A 25,804-nucleotide genomic window follows, 5' to 3' on the forward strand; every position below is an offset into this window, starting at 1 on the left:
GGGATCACTTTCCGGCGGTCTTTTTCTGCCCTGGTTCGAGTCCGTGGGAGTTCTTGATGAAGAACGCACCGATGATGCCGAGGATGCCGACGCAGGCGGCGACGAAGAAGGCGACGTTCGCGCCGTGGACGAGGCCCGCCATGCCGTAGGTCTCCGGATTCCGTGCGGCCGAGACCATGATCGTCACGAGCGCTGCCGTTCCGACCGATGCGGCGATCTGACGCATCGTATTGTTCAGTGCGGTGCCGTGCGGAATGAGGTGCGCGGGCAGCTGGTTGAGCGCGGCCGTGGTCACCGGCATCATGATCATGGCGACACCGAACATGCGGATCGTGTTGACCACGGCGAGGTAGACGAAGCCGGTGTCCGGTTCGAGCCGCGCGAAGAGGAACGTGGTTCCGGTGAGCAGGACGAAGCCGGCGATGGCGAGCCATTTCGCGCCCACGGCGTCGAACACGCGACCGGTCACCGGCGACATCAGTCCCATCACCGCGGCACCGGGAAGCAGGACCAGACCCGACTCCATGGCCGAGAAGTCATTCATGTTCTGCATGTACAGCGGCAGGACCATCATGCCGCCGACCATGACGATGAACACGCACATGCCCAACAGGGTATTGAGCGTGAACATGCGGTAGCGGAGGATGCGGAACTCGAGGATCGGCTGTTCGAGCTTGAACTGACGGGTGATGAAGAACGTCAGCGTGATCGCGCCGATGACCAGCGGGATGAGCACCTCGGCGCTGAGCCAGCCGGCGTCACCGGCGGTGCCGAAGCCGAACAGCAGTCCGCCGAAGCCGAGGGTGGAGAGGATGATCGAGAGGACGTCGAGTCGGGGGAAGGTGCGTTCGGTGACGTTCTTCAGCAGGAAATAGGCGACGATGAGATCGATGATCGCGATCGGCAGCATCATGTAGAACAGCGTCTGCCACGGAAGGTGGTCGACGATCCAGCCGGAGAGGCTGGGGCCGATGGCCGGGGCGAAGGCGATGACGAGGCCGAAGGTGCCCATGGCCGATCCGCGTTTCTCGACAGGGAAGATCGCGAAGAGAATCGTCTGCATGAGCGGCATGATGATGCCGCCGGCCGAGGCTTGGATGACGCGTCCGATGAGCATCACCGGATAGACCGGGGCGATCGCGCAGACGAGGGTGCCGATGATGAATAGGCCCATCGCGGTGAAGAACAAGCCCCTCGTCGTGAACTTCTCGATGAGGAATGCGGTCACCGGAATCATGATGCCGTTGACGAGCATGAAGCTCGTCGTCACCCACTGTGCGGCACCGGAGGTGATTTCGAAGTAGTGCATGAACGCCGGCAGGGCGGTGTTGAGCAGCGTCTGATTGAGAATGATGACGAACGCGCCGGAGACGAGAACCGCAAGCACCAGGTTCCGGTTGACCGGAGTGCCTTCTGACGGGTCCTTCTGAATGTCGTCTCCGTTCGCCAATGGCATCCCCTCACCTGTTCGTTGTCTGTGTTTCTACTCGTCTACCAGCGTCAGCGCGCCCGAGGCGGTGTCCTGATTCGGCCCCTCTTCGCGCCCGGAAATAAATTCCTTGGTTATATAACCGCTTCATGCAGTTTAACCCACCACCCTCGCCGAGGCGGCTCCGGGGCGGTGTGAGATTCGTCGAGTTCATCTCCCGGTTGGGTGACGGACACCCGCCGCCGCGGATGATTCCGACCGTGGCCCCACCGGAGGACCGCGGTCGGAATCAAGACGGTCGGCCGCCTCGGTGAGGGGATTAGGTCAGCCGTGTGGCCGGCGACTGGGTCTTGTTGGGGTCGGTCTCCGGCAGGTCGCCGAGGATGTCGTCGATGCGAGTGAGGACGTCCGCGTCGAGGGCGACCCCGGCGGCCTCGGCGTTCGAGGCGATCTGCTCTGGGCGGGAGGCGCCGACGAGGGCGGTGGCGACGTTGTCGTTGGCCAGCACCCAGGCGATCGCCAGCTGTGCCATCGTGATCCCGAGCTCGGCTGCGATCGGTTCGAGCTTTGCCACTGCTGTCAGTTTGTCGTCGTGAAGATAGCGGCTCCTGATCGACTCCGCACCGCCGCCGTCCTCGTCGGTTGCCCGGGATCCGGCGGGGACCGGATGGCCGGGTTTGTACTTGCCGGTCAGCGCGCCCTGGGCGATCGGGGACCAGACGATCTGCGAGATGCCGAGTTCCTTCGACGTCGGGACGACCCGTTCCTCGATGACGCGCCAGAGCATGTTGTACTGCGGTTGGTTCGACACGAGCTGGATGCCGAGTTCCTTGGCCAGGTGGTGGGCGGCGCGCAGCTGGTCGGCGTTCCATTCGCTCACGCCGATGTAAAGAGCTTTGCCGGAGCGGACGATGTCGGCGAAGGCCTGCATCGTCTCTTCCAGCGGGGTTTCGTAGTCGTAGCGGTGGGCTTGGTAGAGGTCGACGTAGTCGGTGCCGAGTCGGCGCAGCGAGCCGTCGATCGACTCCATCATGTGCTTGCGCGACAGGCCGGTGTCGTTGTGTCCCTTGGGCCCGGTGGGGAAGTAGACCTTCGTGAAGATTTCGAGCGATTCGCGCCTTTGGCCCTTGAGCGCGTCGCCGAGGACCTGTTCGGCCACGGTGTTCGCATAGACGTCGGCGGTGTCGAAGGTGGAGATGCCCGCATCGAGGGCGGCGTGCACGCACTTCGTGGCGGTGTCATTCTCCACCTGCGAACCGTGCGTGAGCCAGTTGCCGTAGGTGATCTCGGAGATCTTGAGTCCGCTGTTTCCCAGATATCTGTGCTCCATGACCTCAGCCTATGCCTGGGCGGTGGAGTGTGGAACCCCACCGCCGAGGCGGGTCTGGCGGGTATGGCGGACGCGAGCGGCGGGCGAGTCTGGCCACGGCACGGTTTGAGTCAGGAAGCACTGTTTCAAAACAGTGCTTCCTGACTCAAACCGTGCCGAGGCCGACAGGACGCCCTCAGAGGACTCTGGTCTCGGATGCTGGCGGAGTCGCCGTGACCGCGGTCGAGCAGATCCGGTCATACGGTGTGCGGCCGTCGGCGACGAAAAGAGCGACAACGTAGACCAAAGGGATCGCATAGGCCGCAGCGATGAGAATTCAGACCGCTGCTGGGGTCGTGCCGTCGGCTGTGGCGGAGGAGATCGCATATACGGCCGTGTGCCCGATCAGCCAGGGCACCCCGAGCTTGAGACTATTGCGAGCAAGGGCCCGGAGGAAGTTCGGGCGCGCGGATCCGGTCCGAACCTGCAAGTGCATCATTCGTTTGCCCGGTGTTGACGGCTTCGATCGTGACTCGCAGACTGCCGCTGCGACGACGATGGGCACGACGATCACGGCGGCCCCGACGATGTTTTCCTGGGCAGTGTCGTTGAGGTGGATGAGGCCATTTGCGTACAGCGGGATTCCGACGGCAGCGGTCACCGCCACCCAGCCGAGAATGCACACCCAATCGATGCACCACGCAATGATCCGCCGCACAGGCAGCTTCATCGGTGCGCTCGTTCTTGTGCTGGTTTCATCCGCCCGCTCTTCGGTGAGTCTGCGCTCGATGACGCCAGCCTATGCCCGGGCGGGGGAGTGCGGAACCCCACCGCCGAGGCGGGACTCAGTCCAAGGGTGAGACGCGGATGAGATTCCCGTCCGGGTCGGCGACAACGAAAGTGCGGCCGAAGACTTCGTCGTGGGGTTCGGAGACCACGTCGACACCCTTGGCCGTCCAATCGGTGAAGATGGCGTCAACTGCTTCTGCGGATCCGGGCACCATGAGCCCAACTTCCGACGTGCGCACTGGTGTTGCCGTCACCGACTTGCTCGCGCCGCTCCAGAGGGAGAACAGAACTCCCGGTGCGACCTCGAATGAGACGTAGCGAGGTGTGACCATTTCGGGTTCCATCTCGAAGAGGTCGCTGTAGAAAGCCGTCGAGGCGGTGGTGTCGGTGACGTAGATAAGGAACAGGTTTGGTGTGGCCATGATGGGCTCCTTCTCATTGCTGGATTTCGATGATTTCGACGTTCGGTGCCCTTCAGTTCGGGCGCCGTGGTTCTACACTGACAGCAATAGATGACAGTCCATGTCATGTTTGGAAATGATCTTGGAAAGTTTTTTCGGCAGAGGGGAGGGGCGCAGTGAAACGTCCGCAGCGATTGCTGTCGATCATCGTGGCGCTCCAGTCCGCTGGGCAGACGACGGCCGCTCGACTGTCCGAACAGTTCGGTGTTTCGGTGCGAACGATCCTGCGTGACATCGATGCGCTGGTCGAGGCGGATGTGCCGGTCGTTGCGGCGCCCGGCCGCTACGGCGGGATCTCTCTGCAGGTGGGAACGCAGATCGACGTGAACCGGCTATCCGCGACCGAAGCGGAGGCGCTGGCTCTGGTCGGGTTGGATGCCAGGAGTGCGCGCCAGCTCGGCCTTGAAGAGGGAATGCTGCGTGCTTTCCAACGCTTGGACTCGCGGCGGACGAAGCCGTTCGAACTGACAAACAAGCAACGCATTCCCCTTCGCGAGGTTGTCGAGATCGATAGCTCGGGATGGTTCGCCGACGAAGCGGCATTCGACTTCGCTGACCTTGTCGAGAGCCTCCGGTCGGCCCGGCGACTGCAGATCGAATACCGCTCAAGCGGGAAGGCCGAAATGCGAATCTATGAGGTCGACCCGTATGGTCTCTATCTGCGTGGCGGGCGGTGGTACCTCATTGCCGATGTCGATGGGAATCCGCGAATGTTCGCCATGACCCGAATGCGGAAGTGGACTGCTCTTGATGCCGACCGGAGGACCAAGCCGGAGACGACGCTGCAAGACGTTGCGCGATATCTGGTCGACCGTCTGGAAAGTCGAGACGACGTCGTTGTGACGGCGCTTCTTGACGCCGAAGGAGAGGACATAGCGCGCAGGATCCTCGGCAGTCGACTGCGGTCCGTCGAGCAGGTGCCGACTGATGGCGCGAAGGTGCGAATCACTGTCGCCTACGATCAGCTCGATGGGGTCAGGCAACTCATGCAGTTCACGGATCACATCGAAGTCATCGACCCAGCTGAGGCGCGGGAGCTGGTCAGGAAGCTGGCCGCTGACATGGCGGCACGACATTGAACGGGCTAGGCCGACCGTGCGGTTCTGTTCAGCGAGGTGAAGCGGGGCCGGCGTTCTCCGCGATATGACTCTGCAGCGTCGCCGCGAATGCTGCTGAATCGCCGGAGCGCAGATGCTTCACCAGCGCCTCGTGCTCGGCGATGAGTTCGTCCGAACGCTCGAGGAGATGCCGGCTGTTCATGAACAGAGTGAACCGGTGCCGGTCGGAGAGCAGCGCATACATCTCGAGCATGACCCTGTTGTCCCCGGCCTCGACGAAACCACGGTGGAACTCCAGGGTGAGTTCGATGAACCGGGCGACATCCCCCTCGGCGAAGGCGGCGCGATGCTGTGTGATGAGACCGTCGAGTTTCTCCGCTAAGCGCTGCCGCATGGGTTCGGAGGCGCGTTCGACCGCGGTCGTCTCAAGTACGAAGCGGGCATCGGCGAGCTCGGCGACGGTGCGTTCGTCGATGCCTTGGACGATCGCCCCGCGCTTGGGGTAGATATGGATCCACCCCTCGTCCTGCAGACGGGCCAGGGCCACACGCACCGGGGTGCGGCTGACCCCGATCTCGGTGGCCAGCGCGGCCTCGCCGAGCATCGTTCCCGGCGGATGCTCGCCATCGAGGATCTGCCCGCGAACGTAGGCATAGGCGCGTTCGGCCGCGCTCATCGACTCAGTCTTCGTGCTCATTTCCCCGCCCCGTCCTGTCCCGCGGCGGAAGCGGACTGGTCGGCATCCTCGGTGAGGGTGGAGGCGCGACGTCCCGGCCAGCTCATGAGCGGGATCGCCCGAATCGAGAATCCGACGGCGATGAGCAGGACGAACGTGGCCATGAGATTGATCCAGAGGAACCCGCCGGCGCCGAGCACGGACCCGGCCATCGCTGCCATGAGGGCCCCGCCGAGGTTCATGGCCGAATCCGATGCGCCCTGCAGGGGCACCTTCGCATGTGCCGGCACCGAGGCGGTCAGCAGGGACGATCCGCCGATGAGGAACGTCGACCATCCGATTCCGAGCAGGACCAGCGCGATCGACAGCAGCACCATCGACGACTCCGGGGCCACAGCGTCGATGACGCCGAGGACGATCGTGAGGACGAAGATACCGGCCCCACCTGCGATGACGACGCCCGAGCCCCACCGGTCGGCCATCCAGCCGAACACGGGGGACAGGGCGTACATCCCGGCGATGTGGATGCTCACGACGATGCCGATGGCGCCGAGGCTGAACTCCTGATGATCCATGTGCACCGGGGTCATGACCATGACGTTGGTCATCATCATCTGCCCGGCGATGATCGTGATCATCGCGAACAGCGGCACCGGGCGGGCCAGAGCGAAGCGCAGTGCTTCGCCGAGTTTCATCGGGGGAGGGGCGGCCGCCTCGGTGTCAGATCCGTTGGGCGCGGCGGGTTCCCTCGCCGAGGCGGCGCTGGCGTTGGCCCCGGTCGTGGCCTCTCCGTCGTGGCTGGGATCATCGAGGTCGGGTTCGCCCGGATGATCGGTGCCGGCGGCCGCGGACTTCGTCAGGGTCGAGGCCGACAGCGTGGCCAGTGCGAAGGCGACCATCGAGATGAGATAAGGACCGGCCAGACCGTTCATGCCCAGAGCTTGGCCGAGGTGGGCGCCGGGGGCGGTGAAGCTCGGGCCGAGGACGGAGCCGACGGTCGTTGCCCACACCACCAGCGACATGGCACGACCGGCGGCGGCCGGGTCGGCGAGGTCGACGGCGGCGTAGCGAGCCTGCAGACCGGAGGCCGTCGAGGATCCGCACATCATCATGCCGAGCATGAACAGCGGCAGAAACTGGAGGGCGACGCCGACGAGGACGACCACGGCGCCGAGTGTGCCGATTCCGAACCCCAAGGTCAGCGCCTTGCGACGGCCGGAGCGACCGGCGAGGACGGCGAGGGGATAGGCGATGAGACCGGCGCCGAGAATGACGCTCATCTGGGCGAATCCGGCCATCGAAGTCTGCCCGGTGATCTCTTCTGCGAGCAGTCCGCCGACGGCATATCCGGAGGCGATGCCGGCTCCGGAGAGGAGCTGGGCGGTGATGAGTTTGGCCTGTTCGCGGATGTGGCTCGTCATGGTGGTCTCACGTCCTCGTGGTGGTCAAGACTCACTCACAGTAACTTGCATCCATCTTGGATACAAGAGTGCGTTCGGCCGGCGGACGGGGGCTCTCTGCCGGGGTGGACACTGCGCGGTTCGTCCACACATAGTAGCCTGAAAACTTAACGAACGATTGAGGAGTGCACGTGACAGACAATGACGTCACACCGCTGCCCGAGGCTTTCTACCTTCCTCGCGGCGAGAACGAATTCGACTCGACCCGGGCCACGACGAGCCCGTGGGACGAGCGGATGCAGCACGGCGGGCCGCCCGCGGCACTGCTCGCCCGTGCCGTCGAACAAATCCGCGAAGACGAGGCGATGAGCATCGGCCGGCTGACCATCGACATGCTCGGGCCGATCCCGCAGGGTCGGATCCGCACCGAGGCGACCATCGTCCGACCCGGAAAGCGCATCGAACTCGTCGAAGCCAAACTCTGGGCCGAAGACCGTCTTGCCGTCACCGCGACCGCGTGGCGGATGCGCTCGACACCCGAATCCAGCGCCGAGGTGGCTGCGAACTTCGACACATCCTCGGTGCCGGAACCGCAGGAGCAGAAGTACTTCCCCGGCATCAGCCCTGACTGGGGCTACGGGCGTGCCATCGAATGGCGATTCGTCTCCGGCGGCCTTCAGGAACTCGGAGCCGCCGACGTCTGGGTGCGTCCGCGCATCCCGCTCGTCGCAGGGGAGGACACCAGCCCGATCCAGCGCTTCGTCATCGTGGCGGACTCGGCGAACGGCGTCTCGGCGGCTGTGCCGTACGGCGAGTGGACGTTCATCCCACCGTCGCTGTCGCTGACCTTTGCGCGCGAACCGAAGTCCGAATGGCTGAACATGAACGTTCGCACTCATGTCGGACCCGATGGTCGCGGTGTTGCCAACGGCGACCTGGCCGACGAGATCGGCTACGTTGGAGCCGTGACCCAACCGTTGCTCATCGCCCGGCTCTGAGGCTCGCCTGACCGCGTGGAATTCCTCGGGCTCGTCCTCATCGGCTGCCTCGTCGGCCTGACCACCGTGCTCTTCGGGTTCGGCGGAGGCTTCGTCACGGTCCCGATCATCACCCTGGTCGATGCGGACCTCGGACAGGACACGGCGCGGGTGGCGGCGGCCACCTCGGCGCTGGTGATGCTCGTCAACGCAATCGTCGCGACGGTGTCGACGAAACGATCCACGCTCGCTCATCTCAAGGGGCGGTGGTGGCTGCTCGGCTTGCTCGCACTCGGGGGAGGCCTCGGTGCCTTCGCGGGACGGTTCGCTCCGGAAGTTATGCTGCAGTGGGGATTCGTTGCGTATATCGCGGCTACTGCCATCGATCTGCTCGCCCGGCCCGGATTCTTCCGGCGCAAGGCTGCAGTTGTCGATGAGGTCGGCGAGGTCAGTGAAGGCGGACGCGGAATCGCAGCGGTCTGGGGTGTGCCGATCGGTGGTCTGGCGTCGTTCCTCGGCGTCGGCGGATCGGTGATGACGGTGCCGATGATGCGCCGGTCCGGGGCGACGATGACCGTGGCCACGACGCTGGCCAACCCGCTGACCTTGGTGATCATGAGCCCGGCTGTACTCGTGACGATCCTGACCCCGGCAGCGATCGAGGCCCCGGGCATCGTCGGATCACTCGACCTGGTGGCGGCCGCGGCGCTGCTCATCGGCGGACTGCCGCTCATCGTGTTCCTGCGCCGCCGGGTGCCGAAGATCCCCGAGATCCTCCACGCTTGGGGCTACTTCGTGCTGCTTGTGGCGGCCGGTGTGGTCGTCGCCGTGGCCTGAGGGAGCAGGTGGGCGCGCTGAAGGCAGGCGGGTGTGCGCTGAATGCGGCCGGGCGAGTCAGAAAATGTTCTCAACTGTCCCAGCGGCGCTTGCGCAGGATGGGTGGCAGACCGAAGTAGATCGGCGGGCGGGCCGAAGCTGCTGGCGGCGAAGGCTTCGCACCGTCTGCACTGGCCCCGGCATCACTGCCATCGCTTCCGCCAGCACTACTGGCCCCTAGCGCCCACGCGCTTTCCCAGCTGATGAGCTCGCCGGCGTGGCAGACGGGGTCGCCTCCGCTGGACGGCGGTTCGGCCCACATCCACAGGTTGATCCCGTACTCCATGAGGACCAGCTTGTCGCCGGCCTCCCGCGACGAATTCTCCTTGACCAGGGCCGCCCGCAGCTTCGCCGAAGCATCCTCGAGATCCGTCCAGCCGTCCTGCCGGTGCGGCAGAAACACCCACGTCCCCACGGGGACGCGATCCGGTACGAGCTCCTCGACCGTGATGACCTCAATCGAGTCCCCGAACGTATCGAACATCTCCCCGAAGCACGCCCGGGCCACCTCGGGGGAGGGCACGACGATGAGGTGGTGGGCCGCCTCGGTGCGTACCTCATCCAGCGCAAGATGCGTGAACGGATTCGCCCGCATCGCCCCGAGCACCTGAGTCCAGTGCCCCGGTACCGTCCCGTCGGCCAGGAACCCGCTGGTGCGCGGGCGCTCCTCATCGTGTCGCATCGAAAATCCTCCTCGCCGAGGCTGCTCACCGTTCCCCTCAATCATGCACCCACCCGCCGGTGACCTCACCCTCCCCTCGGTAGAACTGAGGCAACCGCCGAGAATCTCATCTCGACGATCATCCGGGGATCTAACGAAAGGGATACGTTCCTGCCGACCGTATGCCACCGCCGCGCCGCCGGCTCTAGACTGATCGAAGTGGATCGAGCAGCGACATCCGTGTCGGCTCGGTCCACGACCACGTCTGTACCATCTCGCCGAACAGGCGAGCCTGCACGCCCGAAAGTCGATGCCCTTGCTCTCTTCCTCGCGCCGCACACTTGCGGCACTCGCAGCAGTCCTGTCCATCGGCCTCCTGACCGGATGCGCCGAGGATGCCCAACCGACCGTCGACACCGCCACTTCCAGCTCGGCCGACCCCACACCCACCCGAGAAGCCCAGGAACCGAGCGAGAATTCCTCTGCCCCGTACTCCGACGAGGAGAACGACAGCAAGGAAGCAGACGAGGGCCGCGCGGGCAGCTCGGCGGTGGGGACCGCCTCGGCGATGTTGGACGAACTCACGGTCAAGGGCCGGGCACCGAAGACCGGGTACGACGGCGACCTGTTCAAGTGGCGTTCGGACACCGACCACAACGGCTGCGACACCCGCAACGACGTGCTCCGCCGGGACCTCACGAACATCACACTCAAGGCCGGAACCCGCGGATGTATCGTCCTGGCCGGAACTCTCGCCGACCCCTATGCCGGCGAGACCTACGACTTCGACCGCAGCGCGAACGCCGTCGACATCGACCACGTCGTCGCCCGCTCGAACGCGTGGCAGACGGGCGCCTTCAAATTCGACGAGGAGACGCTCAAGGAATTCGGCAACGACCCGCTCAACCTGCTCGCCGTGAGCTCGAGCCTCAACCGGCAGAAGGGCGACGGCGACGCCGCGACCTGGCTGCCGCCGAACAAGAGCTATCGCTGCGAATACGTCGCCCGACAGATCGCCGTGAAACACAAATACGACCTGTGGGTCGTCCCACCGGAGAAGGTCGCCATGGAGCGCGTCCTCGACAAGTGCGAAGACCAGCCCGCCTTCGCCGAGGATGTCGACTGGCCCGCTCCCGGCGACGGTGACAACGTCACCACGAAGGAAGAGACCCGCCCCGCCAAGCAGAAGTCCTCGAGTTCGGAATCGTCTGGTTCCGGTTCGTCGGGATCATCGTCGAGCGGATCTTCCAGCAGCTCCTCGGGCTCCTCGTCGGCGTACTTCGAGAACTGCACGGCCGCCCGCGAAGCCGGTGCTGCACCCGTGCGCAGCGGCGACCCCGGATACGGGTCCCACCTCGACCGCGACGGCGACGGAATCGCCTGCGAATAGCCGCGACATCTCGAATTCCGGGGTACGAACAGTATTCCCCGGAGCACGAAGAAGAGGGAACGCGCACGCTGACGATCGGTCGCCTCGGCGAGGGTGGTGTGCACGCGATCACACTCGATCGGTAGTCTGAAGTCGAACACCGTCGCAGCTGCTCCTGCCGACGGCCGTCACGATCATTGATGATGAGGAGACCTGCTATGTCCGGACTCGATACCGCTCTGACTCCGCTGCGCTTCCTCGAGCGTTCGCTCGAGGCCCACCCCGATCGGGAGGCGATCGTCGACGGGCCTCGCCGCTTCACCTACCGGCAGATGGCCGAGACCGTGCAGAACCTCGCCGAAGGGCTCGTCCGCCGCGGACTCAAGCCCGGGGAGACGGTTGCGGTGCTCGCACCCAACAGCGCCGAGGCGCTCATCGCCCACTACGCAGTCCCCTTGGCCGGCGGCGTGCTCGTCATGCTCAACACCCGGCTGGCTCCGCCCGAGGTCGAGTACATCCTCGGCCACAGCGAGGTGAAATTCTTCTTCGGCGACGCCGGACTCCTCCAACCGGTCATCGACGCCGGTGCGGCGAACGCGGTCGACACCATCGTCGTCCACCCCGACGAAGACGGAACCCCTGGCGAAGTGACCGCCGCGGACCTCAGCGTGGAAGCGTATGCCGACTGGACCGCCTCGGCGCCGGAATCACCCCGGCCCTACGAAGTCGAGGACGAGACCACGACGATCACCGTCAACTACACCTCGGGCACGACGGGCCGGCCGAAGGGTGTCATGTACACCCACCGCGGGGCGTATCTGAACTCGCTAGGCGAGGTCGTCACGCAGGACTTCGCGGCGCTGACGAAGTACTTGTGGACGCTGCCGATGTTCCACTGCAATGGCTGGTGCACGACCTGGGCGCTGACCGCGGTGTCGGGCACGCACGTGTGCATTCGCGCCGTGCGCGGGCCCGAGGCCTGGCGGCTCATCGACGACGAGAAGGTGACGCGCATGGCCGGTGCTCCCGTCGTGCTCAATACCATCGCCGGGGCCAAGGAAGCCCACGATCTGGGCGGTTCGCTGTCGATCACCACGGCCGGTGCCCCGCCGTCGCCGACGACGATCGCTCTGCTCGAAGGCCTCGGCATCGAGGTTATCCACGTCTACGGACTCACCGAATCCTATGGCCCGTACTCCTCGTGCGAACCGCAGCCCGAATGGACCGGCCTGCCGGTGGAAGAGCGCGCGAAGCTGAAGTCCCGACAGGGGATCGGCATGATCAGCGCCGATCGCATGCGCGTGGTCGAGCTGCGCGACGATGATGTGCTCACCGACGTGCCCCGCGACGGGGTGACGATGGGCGAGATCGTCATGCGCGGCAACAACGTCATGAAGGGCTACCTCAACGCGCCCGAAGCCACCGCCGAAGCGTTCCGCGGCGGCTGGTTCCACACCGGCGACCTCGCCGTGATGCACGAGGACGGGTACGTCCAGATCCTCGACCGTGCCAAGGACATCGTCATCTCCGGCGGAGAGAACATCTCCACCATCGAGGTCGAGCAGGCCATCGTCGCCCACGAATCCGTCGCCGAGGCGGCCGTGGTCGGAATGCCCGACGAGAAATGGGGACAGCGACCGTTGGCCTACGTCGTTCTGGGGCCCGGCACCGAGGTGGCCGAAGCCGACCTCATCGCGTTCGTCAAGACCCGCATCGCCTCCTACAAGGCACCGGCCGGGATCGAGTTCGTCGATGAGCTGCCGACGACGTCGACGGGCAAGATCCGCAAGAACGCCCTGCGGGACATGGCCGGGAACTGAGGCGCTCTGCCGACTTCGTGCGCGAAGTCGGCGTGAGGCCCACGCCTACTTCGCGTCGGTCGGCAACGGCACGTTCTGCAGTCGCAGCTGACCGCGGGCGAGCACCTTCTGCGTCGCCGAGTCGGTGATGACGACGTCCCACAGCTGCTGACTGCGACCCTGGTGGAGCGCCTCGGCGGTGACCGTGACCCGTGCGGCCGAGGTCGGGCGCAGGAAGTCGGTGGCGTTGTGGACGCCGACTGCGAACTCGCCGCGATCGGCCACGGCAGTGCTGGCTCCGATGCTGCCGGCGCTTTCGACGATGGTGGCGTACACGCCGCCGTGGACGACGCCCCATGGAGTGTGGTGGTTCTCGTCCAGGTCGGCATGTGCCCGCACCGAGGTGGCGCTGACCTCATCGACGACGAGTCCGGTGGCCGCGACGAACCGGCTCGAGCCTTCAGGTGAGACGTCGGGCAGTGGCGCAGAGGCCTGCGAGGAAGCGTCGTTGACCATGGATTCTCCTTAGTGCGGGGCAGAGCCGGAGGCTGAATGGACGTTCGGAATTCAGCCTACCCGTGAGAGTTCGCTGCCCGCGCCGGCCGTCTCCGACGTCGTGCCGGCCGTCCCGGCGCCGGGACGGCAGCTTACGCAAACAGCGCGAGACCGAACACGACGAAGATGATGATGTGAGCGGCACCTTGGACGGCGGTGACCTTTTTAGCGGCGAACCCGATGACGGAGACCAGGAGCGTGATCGCCAGGAGTGCGAGGTTGATCGGTGACTCGGCGAGCATGATCTGCTGATCGGTCAGCATGCCGATGACCAGCACGGTCGGAATCGTCAGTCCCACCGTCGACACCTGTGCGCCGTGGCAGAGGTTGCTCACGCGCTGGATCTCCCCGTTCCAGGCCGCCCGCAGAGAGGTGAGTGTCTCGGGCAGGAACACGATCATCGCAATGACCACTCCGGACAGCGCCACTGGAGCGCCGAGGCGGCCCAGGCCGTCATCGAGCAGCGTGGCCATATCGTGGGAGAGCAGGACAATCGGCAGCACCGTGGCGACGAGGAGGACCAGCCGAATGATGATCTCCACTCGGTGGGTCGAGAGGATCTCGACGATTCCCTGAGGCTCGTTCTCAACCTGGTCGGCCTCCTCGGGTCGGCTTGACTCACCAAGACCAGCCGCCTCGGTGGGGGAGGAGTGCGTCGTTCCTGCAGTCGATGAGGCACCCGCCGAGGCTGCACCGACGGGGACCACCTCGGTGAATTCGTGGGCCTGCGGTCCCATCTGCCGGTAGAGGAAGAAGACGTAGGCGCCGACGGTGACGACGATGATCGGGATCTCCTGCCAGATCTCATAGGCGCCGTCGGGCGTGCCGATGAGGGCGGGCACGGCGAAGGCGAGGGCGGCGAAGACGACGATCATGACCAGGTAGTTCGAGACACCCGTGCGATTGTGGGTGAGCGCGCCATGGCGCAGTCCGCCGACCAGCAGGCACAGGCCGATGACGGCGTTGAGGATGATCATCGACACCGCCATCACCGAATCGCGGGCAATCGTCGCGTGATCGCCGGGGCCGAGCAGAACCGCGGCGATGAGGATGACCTCGATGAGGCAGATCGAGATGGTCAGCACGAGTGATCCGTAGGGATCGCCGAGGCGGTTCGCGAGGTGTTCGGCCTCGGTGACGACTCCGAAGGCGCAGATGAGGATGACCGCGATGATGACGAGAAGCGCAGTGACGAGCAGAGGCATCGGCACCGGTGGAGCGAGCAGAGAACCCATGAACTGCAGGGCGATGAACACGCCCCAGCCGAGGATGAGTCGAAGAATCGCGGTCGGCGTGATGATGGTGCGGAGGGCGGCGGTCATGAAAGGTCTTCCTGTCTCTGAGGCCGTCCTCATCGTGATTCTCACTCAGCCGGGTCGTCCCGACTGGTTCCTTCCATTTTCAGGTTAACCAGGCCCATCCGGCCCGGCAAATCCGGTGATCTAGGGCACCGGAATGCCCGGAGTCGTTCACCTCTGGCGCACGCGGTCGACGAGGTCGTTCAGAGCAGATGAGTCCGAGCCGTTGCGCATGGTATCGCGATTGCTGAAGGGAATGCCCGACTGCAGGCCCCTCCCACCGCAGGTGATCGCCTCACCGAGCAGGCTCAATCCGATGCTCAGCGTCATGGGGCGAACGGCTTCCTCGGCGCCGATGAGCTGAGCCCCGAAGTGTAGGCCTAGTCCGGCCAGCAGGCTGCATGCCCAGATGATCATCGTCTTCGCCGTGTACTTCTGGTGAAGAGTCCCGCCGCGTTCGAACAGGACCGTTGATGCTCCGCGCAGCATTCCGAAGCTGACCCCGATGACCACCGAGGCGGCCAGGAAGGTGACGTTCGCCGGTGTCCAATGATCGAACCCCCACAGTTCTTTGACGGCCAGTCCCAGCAGGATCAGCGGCGGAACTGCGAGATCTTTGCCGTCTACAGGCTCTCCACGGAAGCGCCGGACGATGACGATGACAATGACGACGAGGACCCCGAGGGCGATGAGGAGGGGTGACATGAGCGATCTCCTTCGATGTGTTAGCAGGTGTGTGCTAAAACGATAGCACGATGTGGCATGGGTGTGCTATAAAAGGATTATGCCGAAATTCGTCGACCCTGTTCAGCGCCGTGAACTCATTGCCGATGCCCTCTTCGCCATCGTTCTTAGGCAGGGACTTGCCAAGGTCTCACTGCGGACGATCGCCGACGAAACCGGCCTGGCCATTGGCTCGATCCGCCACTACTTCTCCGGTGCCGACGGGATCGTGCGTTTCGCACTCGAAACCCTTGTCGAGCGCGTCAGCGGCCGGCTTGAATCACGACTGGCCGACATGCTTCCCAAGCTCGACGCTGGGAGCATCGATCACGATGAGGCCAAAGAGATGACGGTCGACTTCCTCTCCGAGCTGCTGCCGCTCGACGAGACCCGGCGCCGGGAGTCGGTCGTGTGGCTGGCCTTCGAGGAGGAGGCGAGAACGACCCCGGAACTCGCTGACGTCTTCGAAACTGCGGTACGCGGTACCCGTGATCTCATGGCTCGGGTCGTTGAGAGCATGACGGCCCGCGGGGTCCTGCGCGCGGGGCTCGACGCTCAAGTCGAGGCCGAGAAGCTCGCGGCTCTCATCGACGGGTTGACCCTGCGCTCGGCGCTTCACCCGGAAGTTCTCGCCCCTGAGCGTGCGCGCGAGCTGCTGGCTGCGCACCTCGAGAGTCTGCGTGCTTGAGCCTCGGGGTCGGCCGGATCGATTCGGCCCAGTTGAGGGTGAGCAGCCCATGTTTGAACCTGGGCTGCTCATCTCAAACTGGGCTGAGTCCGAATTGGGCCGATGGGCACCGAGCGTCTCAGAACCCGTAGGCCGCGTCCCGCTCCTCCCGGATCGATGCGAAAGTGCGGGTGAGAACGACCGTGTCCTCGACGAGGCGGTCGAGGCGCTGCACCACGTCGTGGCTGACGATCTCTCCACGGTGCAGATCGCTCTCACTGACGAACACATAGGGCTGGACGACCTGTGCCTTCATATAGGTCAGGATCGGCAGCAGGTGCTGAGCAGGGATGAGATAGTGCTTCGACGAACCGGCCGTGGCGATGACGCCGACGACCTTGTCGAGGAACGCATTGACAGGCAGCAGATCGAAGACGTTCTTCAGCGCCGCCGGGATCGAAGCTTGGAAGATCGGGGTGCCGATGATGATCGCATCGGCATCCATGAGCTCTTTGGCCACCCGGCCGGTGTCGCCGGTGTACTCGGTGAAGTTCCGACCGTCAGCGAAGACCATATCCGCCTCGGCGAGGTCGATGACGCTCACGTCGATGGTGGGGTCATAGGCGGCGACCGCCTCGGCGAGGTGATCGATGACGGTCCGGGTCTTCGTCCCGACGTTCGACCCGGACAGCAGAACCATCTTCATGACAGTGCCTCCTCGGCGGAGTCGAATGTGGAACCAGCAGAGCCGGACGCAGAACCAGTGGAGCCGAATGCGGAACCCGAGGATTCGGAGACAGACTCTTCGGGCGCGGCAGCGGTGTGTTTCTTCACGGCGGGCAGGATCTCGGTGCCGATGATCTCGATCTGCTTCATCACCTCCGCGTACGGCATCCCGCCGAAGTCGATCTGCGCGAGGTAGCGCTGATGACCGAAGACCTCATGCTGGTGGAGGATCTTCTCGATGATCTGCTGCGGGCTGCCGATGTTCGCAATCGACGCCGGGTGGACGCTCTGCGCGAAGTGCTGCTTGGGCATGCCCTGCCCGTTCGTGCGCTTCATCCCCTCGTTGATATGCGGATACATTCCCGCCAATGCCTCCTGTGAGGTCTCCGCGGTGTGGAAGAACCCGGCGGTGGCGATCGGCAGGGTGGCAGGATCGAATCCGGCATGAGCGGCCGCGCGGCGGTAGGCGTCGACCGTACCCTTGAACACCGAGGTGGTCCCGCCGAGGTGGGCCATGACCATGGGAACCCCGGCCAGTCCCGCCTTCACCGCGCTCGCCGGCGCTCCGCCGACGGCACGCCAGATGCGCAGCGCTTGCCCGGTGGGGCGGGGGAGGACTTCGGCGTCGTTGAGCGGCGCCCGGAACTGACCGGACCAGGTCACCTGCTTCTCGCGGTTGATCTGGAGCAGCAGGTCGAGCTTCTCCTCGTACAGCTCCTCGTAGTCGCGCAGGTCGTAGCCGAGGAGTTCGAACAGGCCGATCCGGGAGGCGCGACCGGCGACGAGCTCGGCACGACCGCCGGAGATGAGATCGATCGTTGCGAAGTTCTCGAACACGCGAACCGGGTCCGAGGTCGACAGGATCGTCGAGGAGCTGCCGATGCGGATGGTGTCCGTTGCTTGGGCGATGGCGCCGAGGATGACCGCGTGGGCCTGCGAGGCGAAGAACTCCTGGTGGCTCTCGCCGAGGCTGAAGAAGTCGAGTCCGGCGGCCTCAGCGGCTTGGGCGTAGCCGATGAATTCGTGGATGCGCTGGCCGGCGTCGACGCGTGATCCGTCGTGCGGGTCGGGCAGATGATCGCCGAGGCTGTAGATGCCGAACTGGAGCCCCTGACCTCGGTCGAAGCCGAACTCATGCATATAGTTCGGCTGCTGTGGCGGCTGTGTTTCAGCCGTTCCGGAATGCTGCGACGGGGTGGTGTGCAGCTGCGCTGACTCGCTCAAGGTGTCTCCTCGTGACGGCGACGAAAATGTCATTTGCCATGTCAACTGAGAAGGTGATGCGATTATTCCCGGTTGCTCCTGCCGCGCTTCCGGCTGGTGTCGTAGAGCTTCTTCATCAGTGCGTGCAGCTGCACCTTCTCGTCCTCGCTCAGCGAATCGTCGAAAAGTGATGACTGCTGTTCCTGCTGCGAGGGAAAAGCACGTTCGAGGAGTTCGCGGCCCTTGTCCGTCAGCGAGATGTGTTTGGTTTTCCAGTCCTGTTCGCGGGAGATGAGCCCTTCGGATTCGAGTCGGGCGAGCATGCGGGAGATCCCTCCGCTGCTGACGGTCAGGCCCTCGGCGAGAGCGGACTGCGTGATCGGTTCGAAGTTGCGGATGTGGGCAAGGGCCTCGAACTGTGCGACGGTGAGTCCGAACTGACGCAGGTGGTCGTTGGAGAGCTGGTTGCTGTTCTGGACGAAGCGGGCCATGCGCAGCCAGATGAGCGTGCTCAGGCTCAGGTCCTCCACCGCTTCTCCTTCTGCCGACTGCAAAGTGGCCGCCGATGTTGCGGCCATCCCGATCCGTTCTCACATTACCTGCGCTACGCGAGAGGTCGGGAGCGGGCTGCGACTACCCCTTATCGCTGGCGATAGATGATCAGCAGAACGACGTGGGTGAGCATCATTGCCGCAGCCGTGAAGGAGAAGGCGATGTCGAGGATTCCGACATCGGTGAGTTCGGGCGGATCTGAGAACCCCGGGGCGTTCCACAGCATGATGCCGATAGTCAGGCTGAGCGCGGCCGCAATGACGAGGCCGACTCCCGCCAACTTGCGCAGCGCCGCGATGGTCAGCAGAGCGATGAGTGCGACGAAGATCAGCATGGCTGCGGCGTCATAGCTGTGACCGGTGCGTGCGAGTTCCTGCCATAGGCCGCCGTAGTGAAAAGAACTGTCTGGTTCGGACCGGTAGTAGGGGAGGAAAGTGAGGACGAAGGCAACGACGGCCAACGGTGCATAGAAGCGCGAGAAGCCTTCATTGATTCGGTCTCTGCGCGCAGCGTTATCGGCGGCGAGCTCGGCAGCGATTGCATCTGACATCTGCACCTTGTCCATCCTCCTCATGGGGCCCGGTTAAACGTCGTCGTTGTGGTCGTCTCCATAATCTGTGGGGCAAATCCGCCTGGCAAGGATTCGACGATCCTCACACTTGTGCCCGTCAAACGGACGTCTTCTCTCAGTGTTGCCAGGAGCTATGCAGTCTCTGGCCATCCCCGATCGGAGTGGGACAATGGAGACAATGACTGTGCCGTGCACGTGAGCGCATGAACCGCGTGCGCTGCGCACGGGAGCAATTGACCTGGGAAGAAGGCAGATAGGTGAGCGAAGAGAACAGCGAACTCCTCGGAGCGGGTCGCAAGGCCGCCGTCATCATCGCCTCCACCTCGGCTGCCAGGGGCGAAGCCGCGGACACGACAGGTCCGATCCTCGTCGATTGGCTGCGCGGTCGCGGCTATGAGACCCCCGACGCCATCGTCGTCCGCGACGGCGAACCCGTCGGAGAAGCACTGAGGACTCTTCTCGTCGACACCCCGGAAGCCGATCGACCCCGTGTCATCGTCACCAGCGGCGGCACGGGACTCGCCCCCGATGATCGCACTCCGGAGTTCACTGCCGAACTCCTCGAACGACATTCCCCGGGCCTCATCTATGCGATGTGGCGCAAGGGACTCGAAGCAACATCCTCGGCGGTGATGAGCCGCGGAGTCGCGGGAGTGCGCGGACGCAGCTTCGTCATCAACTTCCCCGGGTCAAAGGGTGGGGTCAAAGACGGAATCACCGTCATCGATGACCTCCTCGAGCACATCCAGACCTCTGTCGAGGACACCACCGACCACGGTCCCCGGGTCTGAGAGAGGAACGAGAACATGCAGATGCGCAAAGCCGTGCGAGCCCGGGTCTATAAGTTCGACGCCACAGGTGAGATCTCGGCCGGCCCGGATTCACTGGCAGGGGAGGAACCGCTGGAGATCCAGCTCAACGGCGAGCAGTACACCGTGACCATGCGCACCGCTGGACACGACGTGGAACTCATCGCCGGGTACCTGCTCTCCGAGGCGGTCGTGACCGCGATGGACGACATCGAGGAGGTCAACTTCTCCGCCGGAATCGCCCCCGACGGCACCCGGAACTTCAACGTCGCCCGCGTACGCCTGCGCCCAGGAGTGTGGAACCCCGAGGCGGCCCCCGCCCGCAACGTCTACACCTCCTCGTCGTGTGGGATCTGTGGGACCGCAGCCGCCGATGCGGTGACGAAGACCTCGGCCTTCCCGCTCATTCCCGCCGCCTGCCACCTCGAAGACGATGAGGAGTACGAGTTCCCGCAGCTGCTCTCCGCCGCCCGCATCGGTGAGCTTCCCGACCGGCTGCGCGAGACCCAGGAGATCTTCGACAAGACCGGGGGAGTGCACGCCGCCGCCCTCTTCGCCGTCGGAGACGATCCGGACGCCGAACCCGAGCTGCTCGTCGGCCGAGAAGACGTCGGTCGCCACAACGCCGTGGACAAAGTCATCGGCTGGGCCATGGCCAATCACAAAAATGGGCTGCCGCTGCGCTCGACCGTGCTGCAGGTGTCTGCGCGGGCATCGTTCGAGCTCGTGCAGAAGTGTGCGATGGCCGGCATCCCGATGATGTCCGCGGTCAGCGCCCCCTCGGCGATGGCTGTCGAGTACGGCCGCGAGGTCGGCGTGACCGTCATCGGCTTCAACCGCAAGGGCAAGTTCAATGCGTACTCGTACCCGGAGCGGGTGGCCTGAACAATATTTAAGCAGTCCCGCCGAATGAGAATGCTTCAAAAGAACATGGGGCAAGCGAGGTTGCTGTGGCTGCTCAGCCTTCCCGGTGAGAAATTGATTCCGCCGAGACAATTTCGGAAGCTGCTCGTCGCCCCGAGCGAATCGCACCATCGATATAGCCGTTCCAGATCTGCGCGGTCTCTGCTCCTGCCCAGTGGATATGGCCGCACGGGTCGGCTAGATGTTGGCCCACTGTTGTCCAGAGACCGGTGCCGAACCGTCCTCCGTAGCAGCCTCGGGTATAGGGTTCTTCTGACCAATTCCGCTGCAGTATTTCCAGTGGTTCCGCGGCCTCCGCACCCAAGAACGCAGACAAGTCGCTGAGCACTGCCTCAGCACGTTGCTGCTCAGACAGCTCAGACAGCTGTCGGGCATGCCGGCCCTCGACGAAGGCGACCAAAATACCTCTATCGGATGTTGGCACACAGTTGTCATAGACCAACGAGACGTGGTGGTCCAGGCTGAGGATAGTGCCGCTCAAACCGCGTCCTCGCCAAAATGGCCGTTCGTATTCGATCTGATACTTAATGACGTTCCCGGGCATCATTTGGCCTGCGGCGATGTCACGGTTCGCTGGCAGCGGGGGCTCGTAGTCCAGCCTGTTGGCGAGCGTTGGAGGCAGTGCGACGATGACTCGTTTGCAATGATGAGAGGTGCCAGGAGTCGTGACTACGACCGGATGCCTTGCCGTTCCTTCACCCTGAGAGATCCTCTTGACCGGCGATTGCAGCCAGACTTCTCCATTGAGTCGCTCAGCCAGACGCTCGGACATCTGATGGGTGCCGCCCAGGACTCGGCGTTCTTGCGCTCCGCCGATGGTGATCATCATGCGGTGGAGGCCGCCTCCGGAAGCCAAGTAGAAGAGCATGTGCAGAGCGGAGTATTCATGTGTTTCTGCAGCGAAAATCGAGGCAAGCAGGGTATGAGCAAAGTTCCTTGCTGTCGGATCAGGACAGTTCTCCTCAACCCACTGCGTTGCAGTCATGCTGTCGAGCCGCTCTGCTTCCGGCGAACTCCATGGAGACGAAAGATCTATGGTTGTAACGGTGGAATCGACCAATCGGACGAGTTCAGAAAACGCGGCACCGGCTTGCTCTCCCAACCCGAAGGTATTGTCATCACCGTGGACGTATTTGCCTTCGGCGAATAGCAGAGATCTGCCTTCGTCATAGACTTCGAAGGTCGCCAGCCCAAGTTTGTCAATCAGTTCAAGGGCAGCGGTCTGGGTTGGGCCGAGCCACTGCCCGCCGAGCTCGATTGAGGTCCCAGACGCGAATTGTCCGTCTTCGGTGCGTCCGCCAACCCTGGAGCGCGCCTCAAGGACGCGGACTGATAGTCCAACCTGCTCAAGGTCGAAAGCTGCGCTGAGCCCCGATATCCCAGCACCGACGACGATGACATCAACCGGCTCCGGCGAAAGGGAGTGTGCATTGTTCACGGCCGTTCATCTCCTCTGAAGTTGGTTGTACCCGTCAGGGTTCCGGGCGGAAGGTGAAGCCGCGACTCGATGGGTGCGGCGATTCGAAATTTGTATTCTTCTGGGGTGCCGAAGGCGACCAGCATGTGTGAATTGAGGCCGTCAAAGAGCGCGATGATCTCCCATGCACATCCCGATACGTCATCGACATCGAAGTCGCCCGCCTCAACTCCCGTATTCAGGATTTCTTCGATGAAGTCTTGCCACGCCAGCATTGCTGTGCGCACTTCGGCTGCCATCAAGGAATTCAGTCTTCCGATCGTCCAGCCGTCGAGCCATAGACTGGCGGTCTCTTCGCGGCCACTGACACTCAGCAGACCAATGAGGTCGGTCAATTTGCCGATGGCAGTGGGCACCGGGGCTACAGCAACCTGAATACTGCTCAACTCGGCGAGGATCAGCTTCGAATACGTCCGGGCTCGTAACTCTGCCAAGTCTGAAATGTAGTGGACGATCAACGAATGTGAGACGCCGAGCCGAGCCGCCAGGCTCCGATGGGTCAGAGTCTGCAGACCTTCCTTGAGAGCCTGTTGCTGAGCCGCTTCTTCGATGGACGCCAGGCGATCCTTCGGACTCATCCGCTGTCGCGGTTGTTGCTCCAGCCTAGCCATTGACACACCTCACACGGCAACTGTAATCTAATTCACACTTATTGACCACATGGACAATATCCCCGATTGACGATCCGCTGTCAACAGGATCACGACCTCAACAACGATGCCGAGGAGTGCAGCGATGTCCCGCGAATCAACTGAAACGACGTCACTGAAGCGAAGCTTGGGGATTCCCACGCTTATTGTGTTCGGTCTTGCGTATCTGGTTCCTATGACCGTGTTCACCACCTACGGAATCGTCAACGAGATCACAGGTGGATATCTGAGCTCTGCGTATACCCTCACGCTGTTGGCGATGCTCTTCACCGCGATCAGTTACGCAACCCTCAGCCGCAAGGTCACCTCGGCCGGCTCGGCGTATGCCTATACACGCCAAGGTTTCGGGTCCAAGATCGGGTTCCTCACCGGCTGGACCGTAATGATCGACTACATATTGCTGCCGATGCTCAACTATCTGCTGATCGGCGTGTATCTCACCCAGCAGTTTCCCGCAGTACCCGGCTGGGTCTTTGCCCTCCTTGCGCTGATTGTGGTCACTGGGCTCAATATCGTCGGAATTGACGCTGTCAAGAGCGCAAATGTGGTCATCGTTGCTTTGCAAGCCATCTTCTTCGTCGTGTTCTTCGCTGTTGCCGCCCAGTCATTCCAGCCAGGTGTTAACGCCTTCGACCCCTTTGTCCGCGGCGACTTCAGCCTTGCTGCTGTGACGGCGGGGGCAGCGATTCTCTGCTTGTCGTTCTTAGGGTTTGACGCGATCTCCACAATGGCCGAGGAAGCCCGCGACCCACAGCGAACCATCCCAAGAGCGATCGTCACAACGACCGTCATCGCCGGTGTCTTCTTCGTGGCAGTCACTTGGTTCGCGTATATGGCATTTCCTGAGGTGATCACTGGTGAGGGCGCCGATTCCGCTGCTCTGACAATGTTGACCCACTTGGGCGGCAACTTATTGACGTCGCTCTTCTTGGCTGCCTATGTCACGGGGGCGATGGGTTCAGCTTTAGCATCACAAGCCAGCGTTTCTCGGATTCTGTACAGCATGGGTCGAGACAAAGTTCTCCCCCACCAGATCTTCGGGTCGCTCTCCCGTCGGTTCCGCACGCCAGTCGGCGCGATATTGGTCGTCGCGATCATTTCAATTTCCGCAGTGTTCTCGAGCGTGGACTTCGTCGCATCGATTGTCAGTTTTGGAGCCCTGACGGCGTTTTCTCTGGTGAACTTGTCTGTCATCAGTGTGTTCCTCATTCGGAAGAATGTGGAGGGAAAGAAGTCCATCTTCATTCACGGCTGCCTGCCACTAATTGGATTCGCATTGACCGTGTGGCTGTGGACCAGCTTGAGCCTAGTAACTCTTGTGGTGGGTCTCTCGTGGATCGCGGTGGGGATCATCTATCTCGTTTGGCTGACACGCGGGTTCAAACGCCCAGTGCCAGCGATGACGGCAGCGTGATATCAAGGCACAGACAGAGGCAAGGGTAGGACTCGCAGGCAGACGTTAGGACAGTCACCGGGTCCTGAACCACTGATGGAGAGACTCTCCTAAGCTGACCAGCCGAGCGCTGAAGTGCGAAAAGTCCGTGCATCGGTCAATCAGAAAATCCCCTAAGTGCGCATCGTTGAGAGGCGTGGGGGATGTAGTGATCCAAGGATACTCGCCGAGGCGGCCCTGCCGTTCCGGTGCTAGATTCGCTGGCATGGACATCAATGACGATCCACCCCTGACCATCGCGCAGGCCCGCGCCGAATGGGACATACACCGCACATTCCTCGACTCGTGCTCGTACGGTCCGCCGCCTCGGCGAGGGTGGGACGCGATGCAGCGATCGCTGGACGAATGGAGGACCGGCAGCGTCCCCTGGCAGACGTGGGCGGAATCCGTCGACACCAGCCGGGAGCTCTTCGGCCGACTCGTCGGAGTCCCCGCAGATCAGGTCGCCACCGGGGCGGCCGTGTCCCAGCTGCTCGCCCCGATCGCCACAGCCCTGCCCGATGGCGCGGAAGTCCTCATCCCCGACATCGAGTTCACCTCCGGGGTCTACCCGTTCGCCGTCCACGCCGATCGCGGCGTGCGGGTGCGCACCGCACCGCTGGCAACCCTCGCCGAGGCGGTCACCGAGTCCACGACGCTCGTCTCCTTCTCCGCCGCCCAGTCCGCAACCGGCGAGGTCGCCGATATCCCGGCGATCACCCGGCGCGCCCGCGAGGTCGGTGCCATCACCGTCCTCGATGGCACACAGGCGGCCGGATGGCTGCCGCTCGACGCCGCCGACGTCGACTTCCTCACCGTCGCCGCCTATAAGTGGCTGTGCGCCCCACGGGGGACGGCGTACCTCACGATGCCCTCCCGGCTCGCCGAGACCGTGCCCACCGACGCGGCCAACAGCACAAACGCAGCCAACCCAGCCGACAGCACGCACCCACGCCGAGCCGAGTTCTTCGACCAACTCAAGCCACTGTCCGCCGGCTGGTTCGCGGCCGGTGCCGGAGCGAGCTACGGGATGCCGATGCACCTGTCCGAAGGTGCCCGCGCCTTCGACATCTCACCGGCCTGGCATTCCTGGGTCGGCACGGCCCCGGCGCTCGAGCTGCTCCTCGACGTCGGCATCGAGCAGATCCACGCTCACGACCTCAGCCTGGCCAACCGGTTCCGGGCAGGATTCGGACTGGGGGAGTCGAACTCGGCGATCGTGACGATCGACCTCGACGAAGGGCAGCGGTCCTGGCCCGGAGCACTCGAGCGCCTCGACGCGGCAGGCGTGCGGTACTCGCAGGCCGGAGGAAACATGCGCTTCGGGTTCCACCTTTACAACGACGAAGCCGATGTCGATACGACGCTCAACGCCATCACGGACACCGCAACTTCCTGAGGCGCCGTCCTAAG

At 63.7% G+C, this 25,804-nt stretch carries 26 protein-coding genes; 10 read left to right on the top strand and 16 right to left on the bottom strand.

Annotation, left to right across the window (positions count from 1 at the left end):
- Nucleotides 1-4: 4 nt before the first annotated feature.
- The 4 genes from BEP01S_RS06025 to BEP01S_RS06040 all read right to left on the bottom strand — a co-directional run bounded on the left by BEP01S_RS06025 (nucleotide 5) and on the right by BEP01S_RS06040 (nucleotide 3,949).
- Complete coding sequence (locus BEP01S_RS06025; protein WP_062241434.1) at nucleotides 5-1,456, bottom strand: MDR family MFS transporter; 1,452 nt, start codon at nucleotides 1,454-1,456, stop codon at nucleotides 5-7.
- Between the two features lie 292 nt (nucleotides 1,457-1,748).
- Nucleotides 1,749-2,759: an aldo/keto reductase family protein gene (locus tag BEP01S_RS06030; RefSeq protein ID WP_062241436.1), complete on the bottom strand. Its 1,011-nt coding sequence runs from the start codon at nucleotides 2,757-2,759 to the stop codon at nucleotides 1,749-1,751.
- Nucleotides 2,760-3,075: 316 nt separating this feature from the next.
- Nucleotides 3,076-3,468: an RDD family protein gene (locus tag BEP01S_RS06035; protein ID WP_062241439.1), complete on the bottom strand. Its 393-nt coding sequence runs from the start codon at nucleotides 3,466-3,468 to the stop codon at nucleotides 3,076-3,078.
- A gap of 115 nt (nucleotides 3,469-3,583) precedes the next feature.
- Nucleotides 3,584-3,949 carry a VOC family protein gene (locus BEP01S_RS06040; RefSeq protein WP_039208621.1) on the bottom strand — a complete coding sequence of 122 codons (366 nt, stop codon included), beginning with the start codon at nucleotides 3,947-3,949 and terminating at the stop codon, nucleotides 3,584-3,586.
- A 155-nt stretch (nucleotides 3,950-4,104) separates the two neighbouring features.
- On the opposite strand from BEP01S_RS06040, the gene BEP01S_RS06045 reads away from it, so the two are divergent.
- The gene (locus tag BEP01S_RS06045; RefSeq protein WP_062241441.1) at nucleotides 4,105-5,067 is read left to right on the top strand and encodes a helix-turn-helix transcriptional regulator; all 963 of its coding nucleotides are present in this window, start codon (nucleotides 4,105-4,107) and stop codon (nucleotides 5,065-5,067) included.
- A 28-nt stretch (nucleotides 5,068-5,095) separates the two neighbouring features.
- Here BEP01S_RS06045 and BEP01S_RS06050 read toward each other — a convergent pair whose 3' ends face one another.
- The gene (locus tag BEP01S_RS06050) at nucleotides 5,096-5,743 is read right to left on the bottom strand and encodes a GntR family transcriptional regulator (RefSeq protein ID WP_039208624.1); all 648 of its coding nucleotides are present in this window, start codon (nucleotides 5,741-5,743) and stop codon (nucleotides 5,096-5,098) included.
- On the bottom strand, nucleotides 5,740-7,143 hold the full coding sequence (locus BEP01S_RS06055; RefSeq protein ID WP_083532584.1) for an MFS transporter: 1,404 nt from the start codon (nucleotides 7,141-7,143) through the stop codon (nucleotides 5,740-5,742). Before BEP01S_RS06055 ends, BEP01S_RS06050 begins: the two co-directional genes overlap by 4 nt.
- Before the next feature lie 170 nt (nucleotides 7,144-7,313).
- Between BEP01S_RS06055 and BEP01S_RS06060 the strand changes: the two genes are divergently transcribed.
- Both BEP01S_RS06060 and BEP01S_RS06065 read left to right on the top strand, forming a co-directional pair.
- Nucleotides 7,314-8,120, top strand: a complete 807-nt coding sequence (locus BEP01S_RS06060) for a thioesterase family protein (RefSeq protein WP_062241443.1) — start codon at nucleotides 7,314-7,316, stop codon at nucleotides 8,118-8,120.
- A 15-nt stretch (nucleotides 8,121-8,135) separates the two neighbouring features.
- Complete coding sequence (locus tag BEP01S_RS06065; RefSeq protein WP_062241445.1) at nucleotides 8,136-8,936, top strand: sulfite exporter TauE/SafE family protein; 801 nt, start codon at nucleotides 8,136-8,138, stop codon at nucleotides 8,934-8,936.
- 70 nt (nucleotides 8,937-9,006) lie between these two features.
- Here the strand turns inward: BEP01S_RS06065 and BEP01S_RS06070 are convergent, their stop codons facing one another.
- Entirely contained in the window at nucleotides 9,007-9,657 is a 651-nt protein-coding gene (locus tag BEP01S_RS06070; protein WP_062241447.1) for a hypothetical protein, read from the bottom strand.
- 295 nt (nucleotides 9,658-9,952) lie between these two features.
- Here BEP01S_RS06070 and BEP01S_RS06075 point away from each other — a divergent pair, with 295 nt between their 5' ends.
- Together BEP01S_RS06075 and BEP01S_RS06080 are read left to right on the top strand one after the other, a co-directional pair.
- Nucleotides 9,953-11,026: a GmrSD restriction endonuclease domain-containing protein gene (locus BEP01S_RS06075; protein WP_167348262.1), complete on the top strand. Its 1,074-nt coding sequence runs from the start codon at nucleotides 9,953-9,955 to the stop codon at nucleotides 11,024-11,026.
- A 197-nt stretch (nucleotides 11,027-11,223) separates the two neighbouring features.
- Entirely contained in the window at nucleotides 11,224-12,825 is a 1,602-nt protein-coding gene (locus BEP01S_RS06080; protein WP_218004327.1) for an AMP-binding protein, read from the top strand.
- A gap of 45 nt (nucleotides 12,826-12,870) precedes the next feature.
- Here the strand turns inward: BEP01S_RS06080 and BEP01S_RS06085 are convergent, their stop codons facing one another.
- The 3 genes from BEP01S_RS06085 to BEP01S_RS06095 form a co-directional block, all read right to left on the bottom strand.
- Entirely contained in the window at nucleotides 12,871-13,320 is a 450-nt protein-coding gene (locus BEP01S_RS06085) for a PaaI family thioesterase (protein WP_218004328.1), read from the bottom strand.
- A 131-nt stretch (nucleotides 13,321-13,451) separates the two neighbouring features.
- The gene (locus tag BEP01S_RS06090) at nucleotides 13,452-14,681 is read right to left on the bottom strand and encodes a calcium:cation antiporter (RefSeq protein WP_062241450.1); all 1,230 of its coding nucleotides are present in this window, start codon (nucleotides 14,679-14,681) and stop codon (nucleotides 13,452-13,454) included.
- A 147-nt stretch (nucleotides 14,682-14,828) separates the two neighbouring features.
- Nucleotides 14,829-15,362, bottom strand: a complete 534-nt coding sequence (locus BEP01S_RS06095; protein WP_062241452.1) for a hypothetical protein — start codon at nucleotides 15,360-15,362, stop codon at nucleotides 14,829-14,831.
- 79 nt (nucleotides 15,363-15,441) lie between these two features.
- Here BEP01S_RS06095 and BEP01S_RS06100 point away from each other — a divergent pair, with 79 nt between their 5' ends.
- Complete coding sequence (locus BEP01S_RS06100; protein WP_062241454.1) at nucleotides 15,442-16,068, top strand: TetR/AcrR family transcriptional regulator; 627 nt, start codon at nucleotides 15,442-15,444, stop codon at nucleotides 16,066-16,068.
- Between the two features lie 118 nt (nucleotides 16,069-16,186).
- On the opposite strand, the gene BEP01S_RS06105 is transcribed toward BEP01S_RS06100, so the two are convergent.
- The 4 genes from BEP01S_RS06105 to BEP01S_RS06120 form a co-directional block, all read right to left on the bottom strand.
- A complete protein-coding gene (locus BEP01S_RS06105) occupies nucleotides 16,187-16,753 on the bottom strand; it encodes an NADPH-dependent FMN reductase (RefSeq protein WP_062241456.1) in 567 nt (188 codons plus the stop codon).
- Nucleotides 16,750-17,997 carry an LLM class flavin-dependent oxidoreductase gene (locus BEP01S_RS06110; RefSeq protein ID WP_244882114.1) on the bottom strand — a complete coding sequence of 416 codons (1,248 nt, stop codon included), beginning with the start codon at nucleotides 17,995-17,997 and terminating at the stop codon, nucleotides 16,750-16,752. The genes BEP01S_RS06105 and BEP01S_RS06110 overlap by 4 nt, the downstream gene beginning before the upstream one ends.
- A 62-nt stretch (nucleotides 17,998-18,059) precedes the next feature.
- On the bottom strand, nucleotides 18,060-18,506 hold the full coding sequence (locus BEP01S_RS06115; protein ID WP_062241457.1) for a MarR family winged helix-turn-helix transcriptional regulator: 447 nt from the start codon (nucleotides 18,504-18,506) through the stop codon (nucleotides 18,060-18,062).
- Nucleotides 18,507-18,616: 110 nt separating this feature from the next.
- Entirely contained in the window at nucleotides 18,617-19,078 is a 462-nt protein-coding gene (locus BEP01S_RS06120; RefSeq protein WP_152609573.1) for a hypothetical protein, read from the bottom strand.
- Nucleotides 19,079-19,356: 278 nt separating this feature from the next.
- On the opposite strand from BEP01S_RS06120, the gene BEP01S_RS06125 reads away from it, so the two are divergent.
- Both BEP01S_RS06125 and fdhD read left to right on the top strand, forming a co-directional pair.
- On the top strand, nucleotides 19,357-19,890 hold the full coding sequence (locus tag BEP01S_RS06125; protein ID WP_062241459.1) for a MogA/MoaB family molybdenum cofactor biosynthesis protein: 534 nt from the start codon (nucleotides 19,357-19,359) through the stop codon (nucleotides 19,888-19,890).
- A 15-nt stretch (nucleotides 19,891-19,905) separates the two neighbouring features.
- Nucleotides 19,906-20,793 (top strand): formate dehydrogenase accessory sulfurtransferase FdhD, encoded by an 888-nt coding sequence (gene fdhD / locus BEP01S_RS06130; RefSeq protein ID WP_062241461.1) that lies wholly within the window; start codon nucleotides 19,906-19,908, stop codon nucleotides 20,791-20,793.
- Between the two features lie 73 nt (nucleotides 20,794-20,866).
- On the opposite strand, the gene BEP01S_RS06135 is transcribed toward fdhD, so the two are convergent.
- Nucleotides 20,867-22,270 (bottom strand): flavin monoamine oxidase family protein, encoded by a 1,404-nt coding sequence (locus BEP01S_RS06135; RefSeq protein WP_062241463.1) that lies wholly within the window; start codon nucleotides 22,268-22,270, stop codon nucleotides 20,867-20,869.
- Nucleotides 22,267-22,920 carry a TetR/AcrR family transcriptional regulator gene (locus tag BEP01S_RS06140; RefSeq protein WP_062241465.1) on the bottom strand — a complete coding sequence of 218 codons (654 nt, stop codon included), beginning with the start codon at nucleotides 22,918-22,920 and terminating at the stop codon, nucleotides 22,267-22,269. Before BEP01S_RS06140 ends, BEP01S_RS06135 begins: the two co-directional genes overlap by 4 nt.
- A gap of 124 nt (nucleotides 22,921-23,044) precedes the next feature.
- On the opposite strand from BEP01S_RS06140, the gene BEP01S_RS06145 reads away from it, so the two are divergent.
- On the top strand, nucleotides 23,045-24,373 hold the full coding sequence (locus BEP01S_RS06145) for an APC family permease (RefSeq protein ID WP_062241467.1): 1,329 nt from the start codon (nucleotides 23,045-23,047) through the stop codon (nucleotides 24,371-24,373).
- Between the two features lie 244 nt (nucleotides 24,374-24,617).
- Complete coding sequence (locus tag BEP01S_RS06150; protein ID WP_062241469.1) at nucleotides 24,618-25,790, top strand: aminotransferase class V-fold PLP-dependent enzyme; 1,173 nt, start codon at nucleotides 24,618-24,620, stop codon at nucleotides 25,788-25,790.
- Nucleotides 25,791-25,804 lie beyond the last annotated feature (14 nt).

This window comes from Brevibacterium epidermidis NBRC 14811 (assembly GCF_001570805.1).
Taxonomy (GTDB): domain Bacteria; phylum Actinomycetota; class Actinomycetes; order Actinomycetales; family Brevibacteriaceae; genus Brevibacterium; species Brevibacterium epidermidis.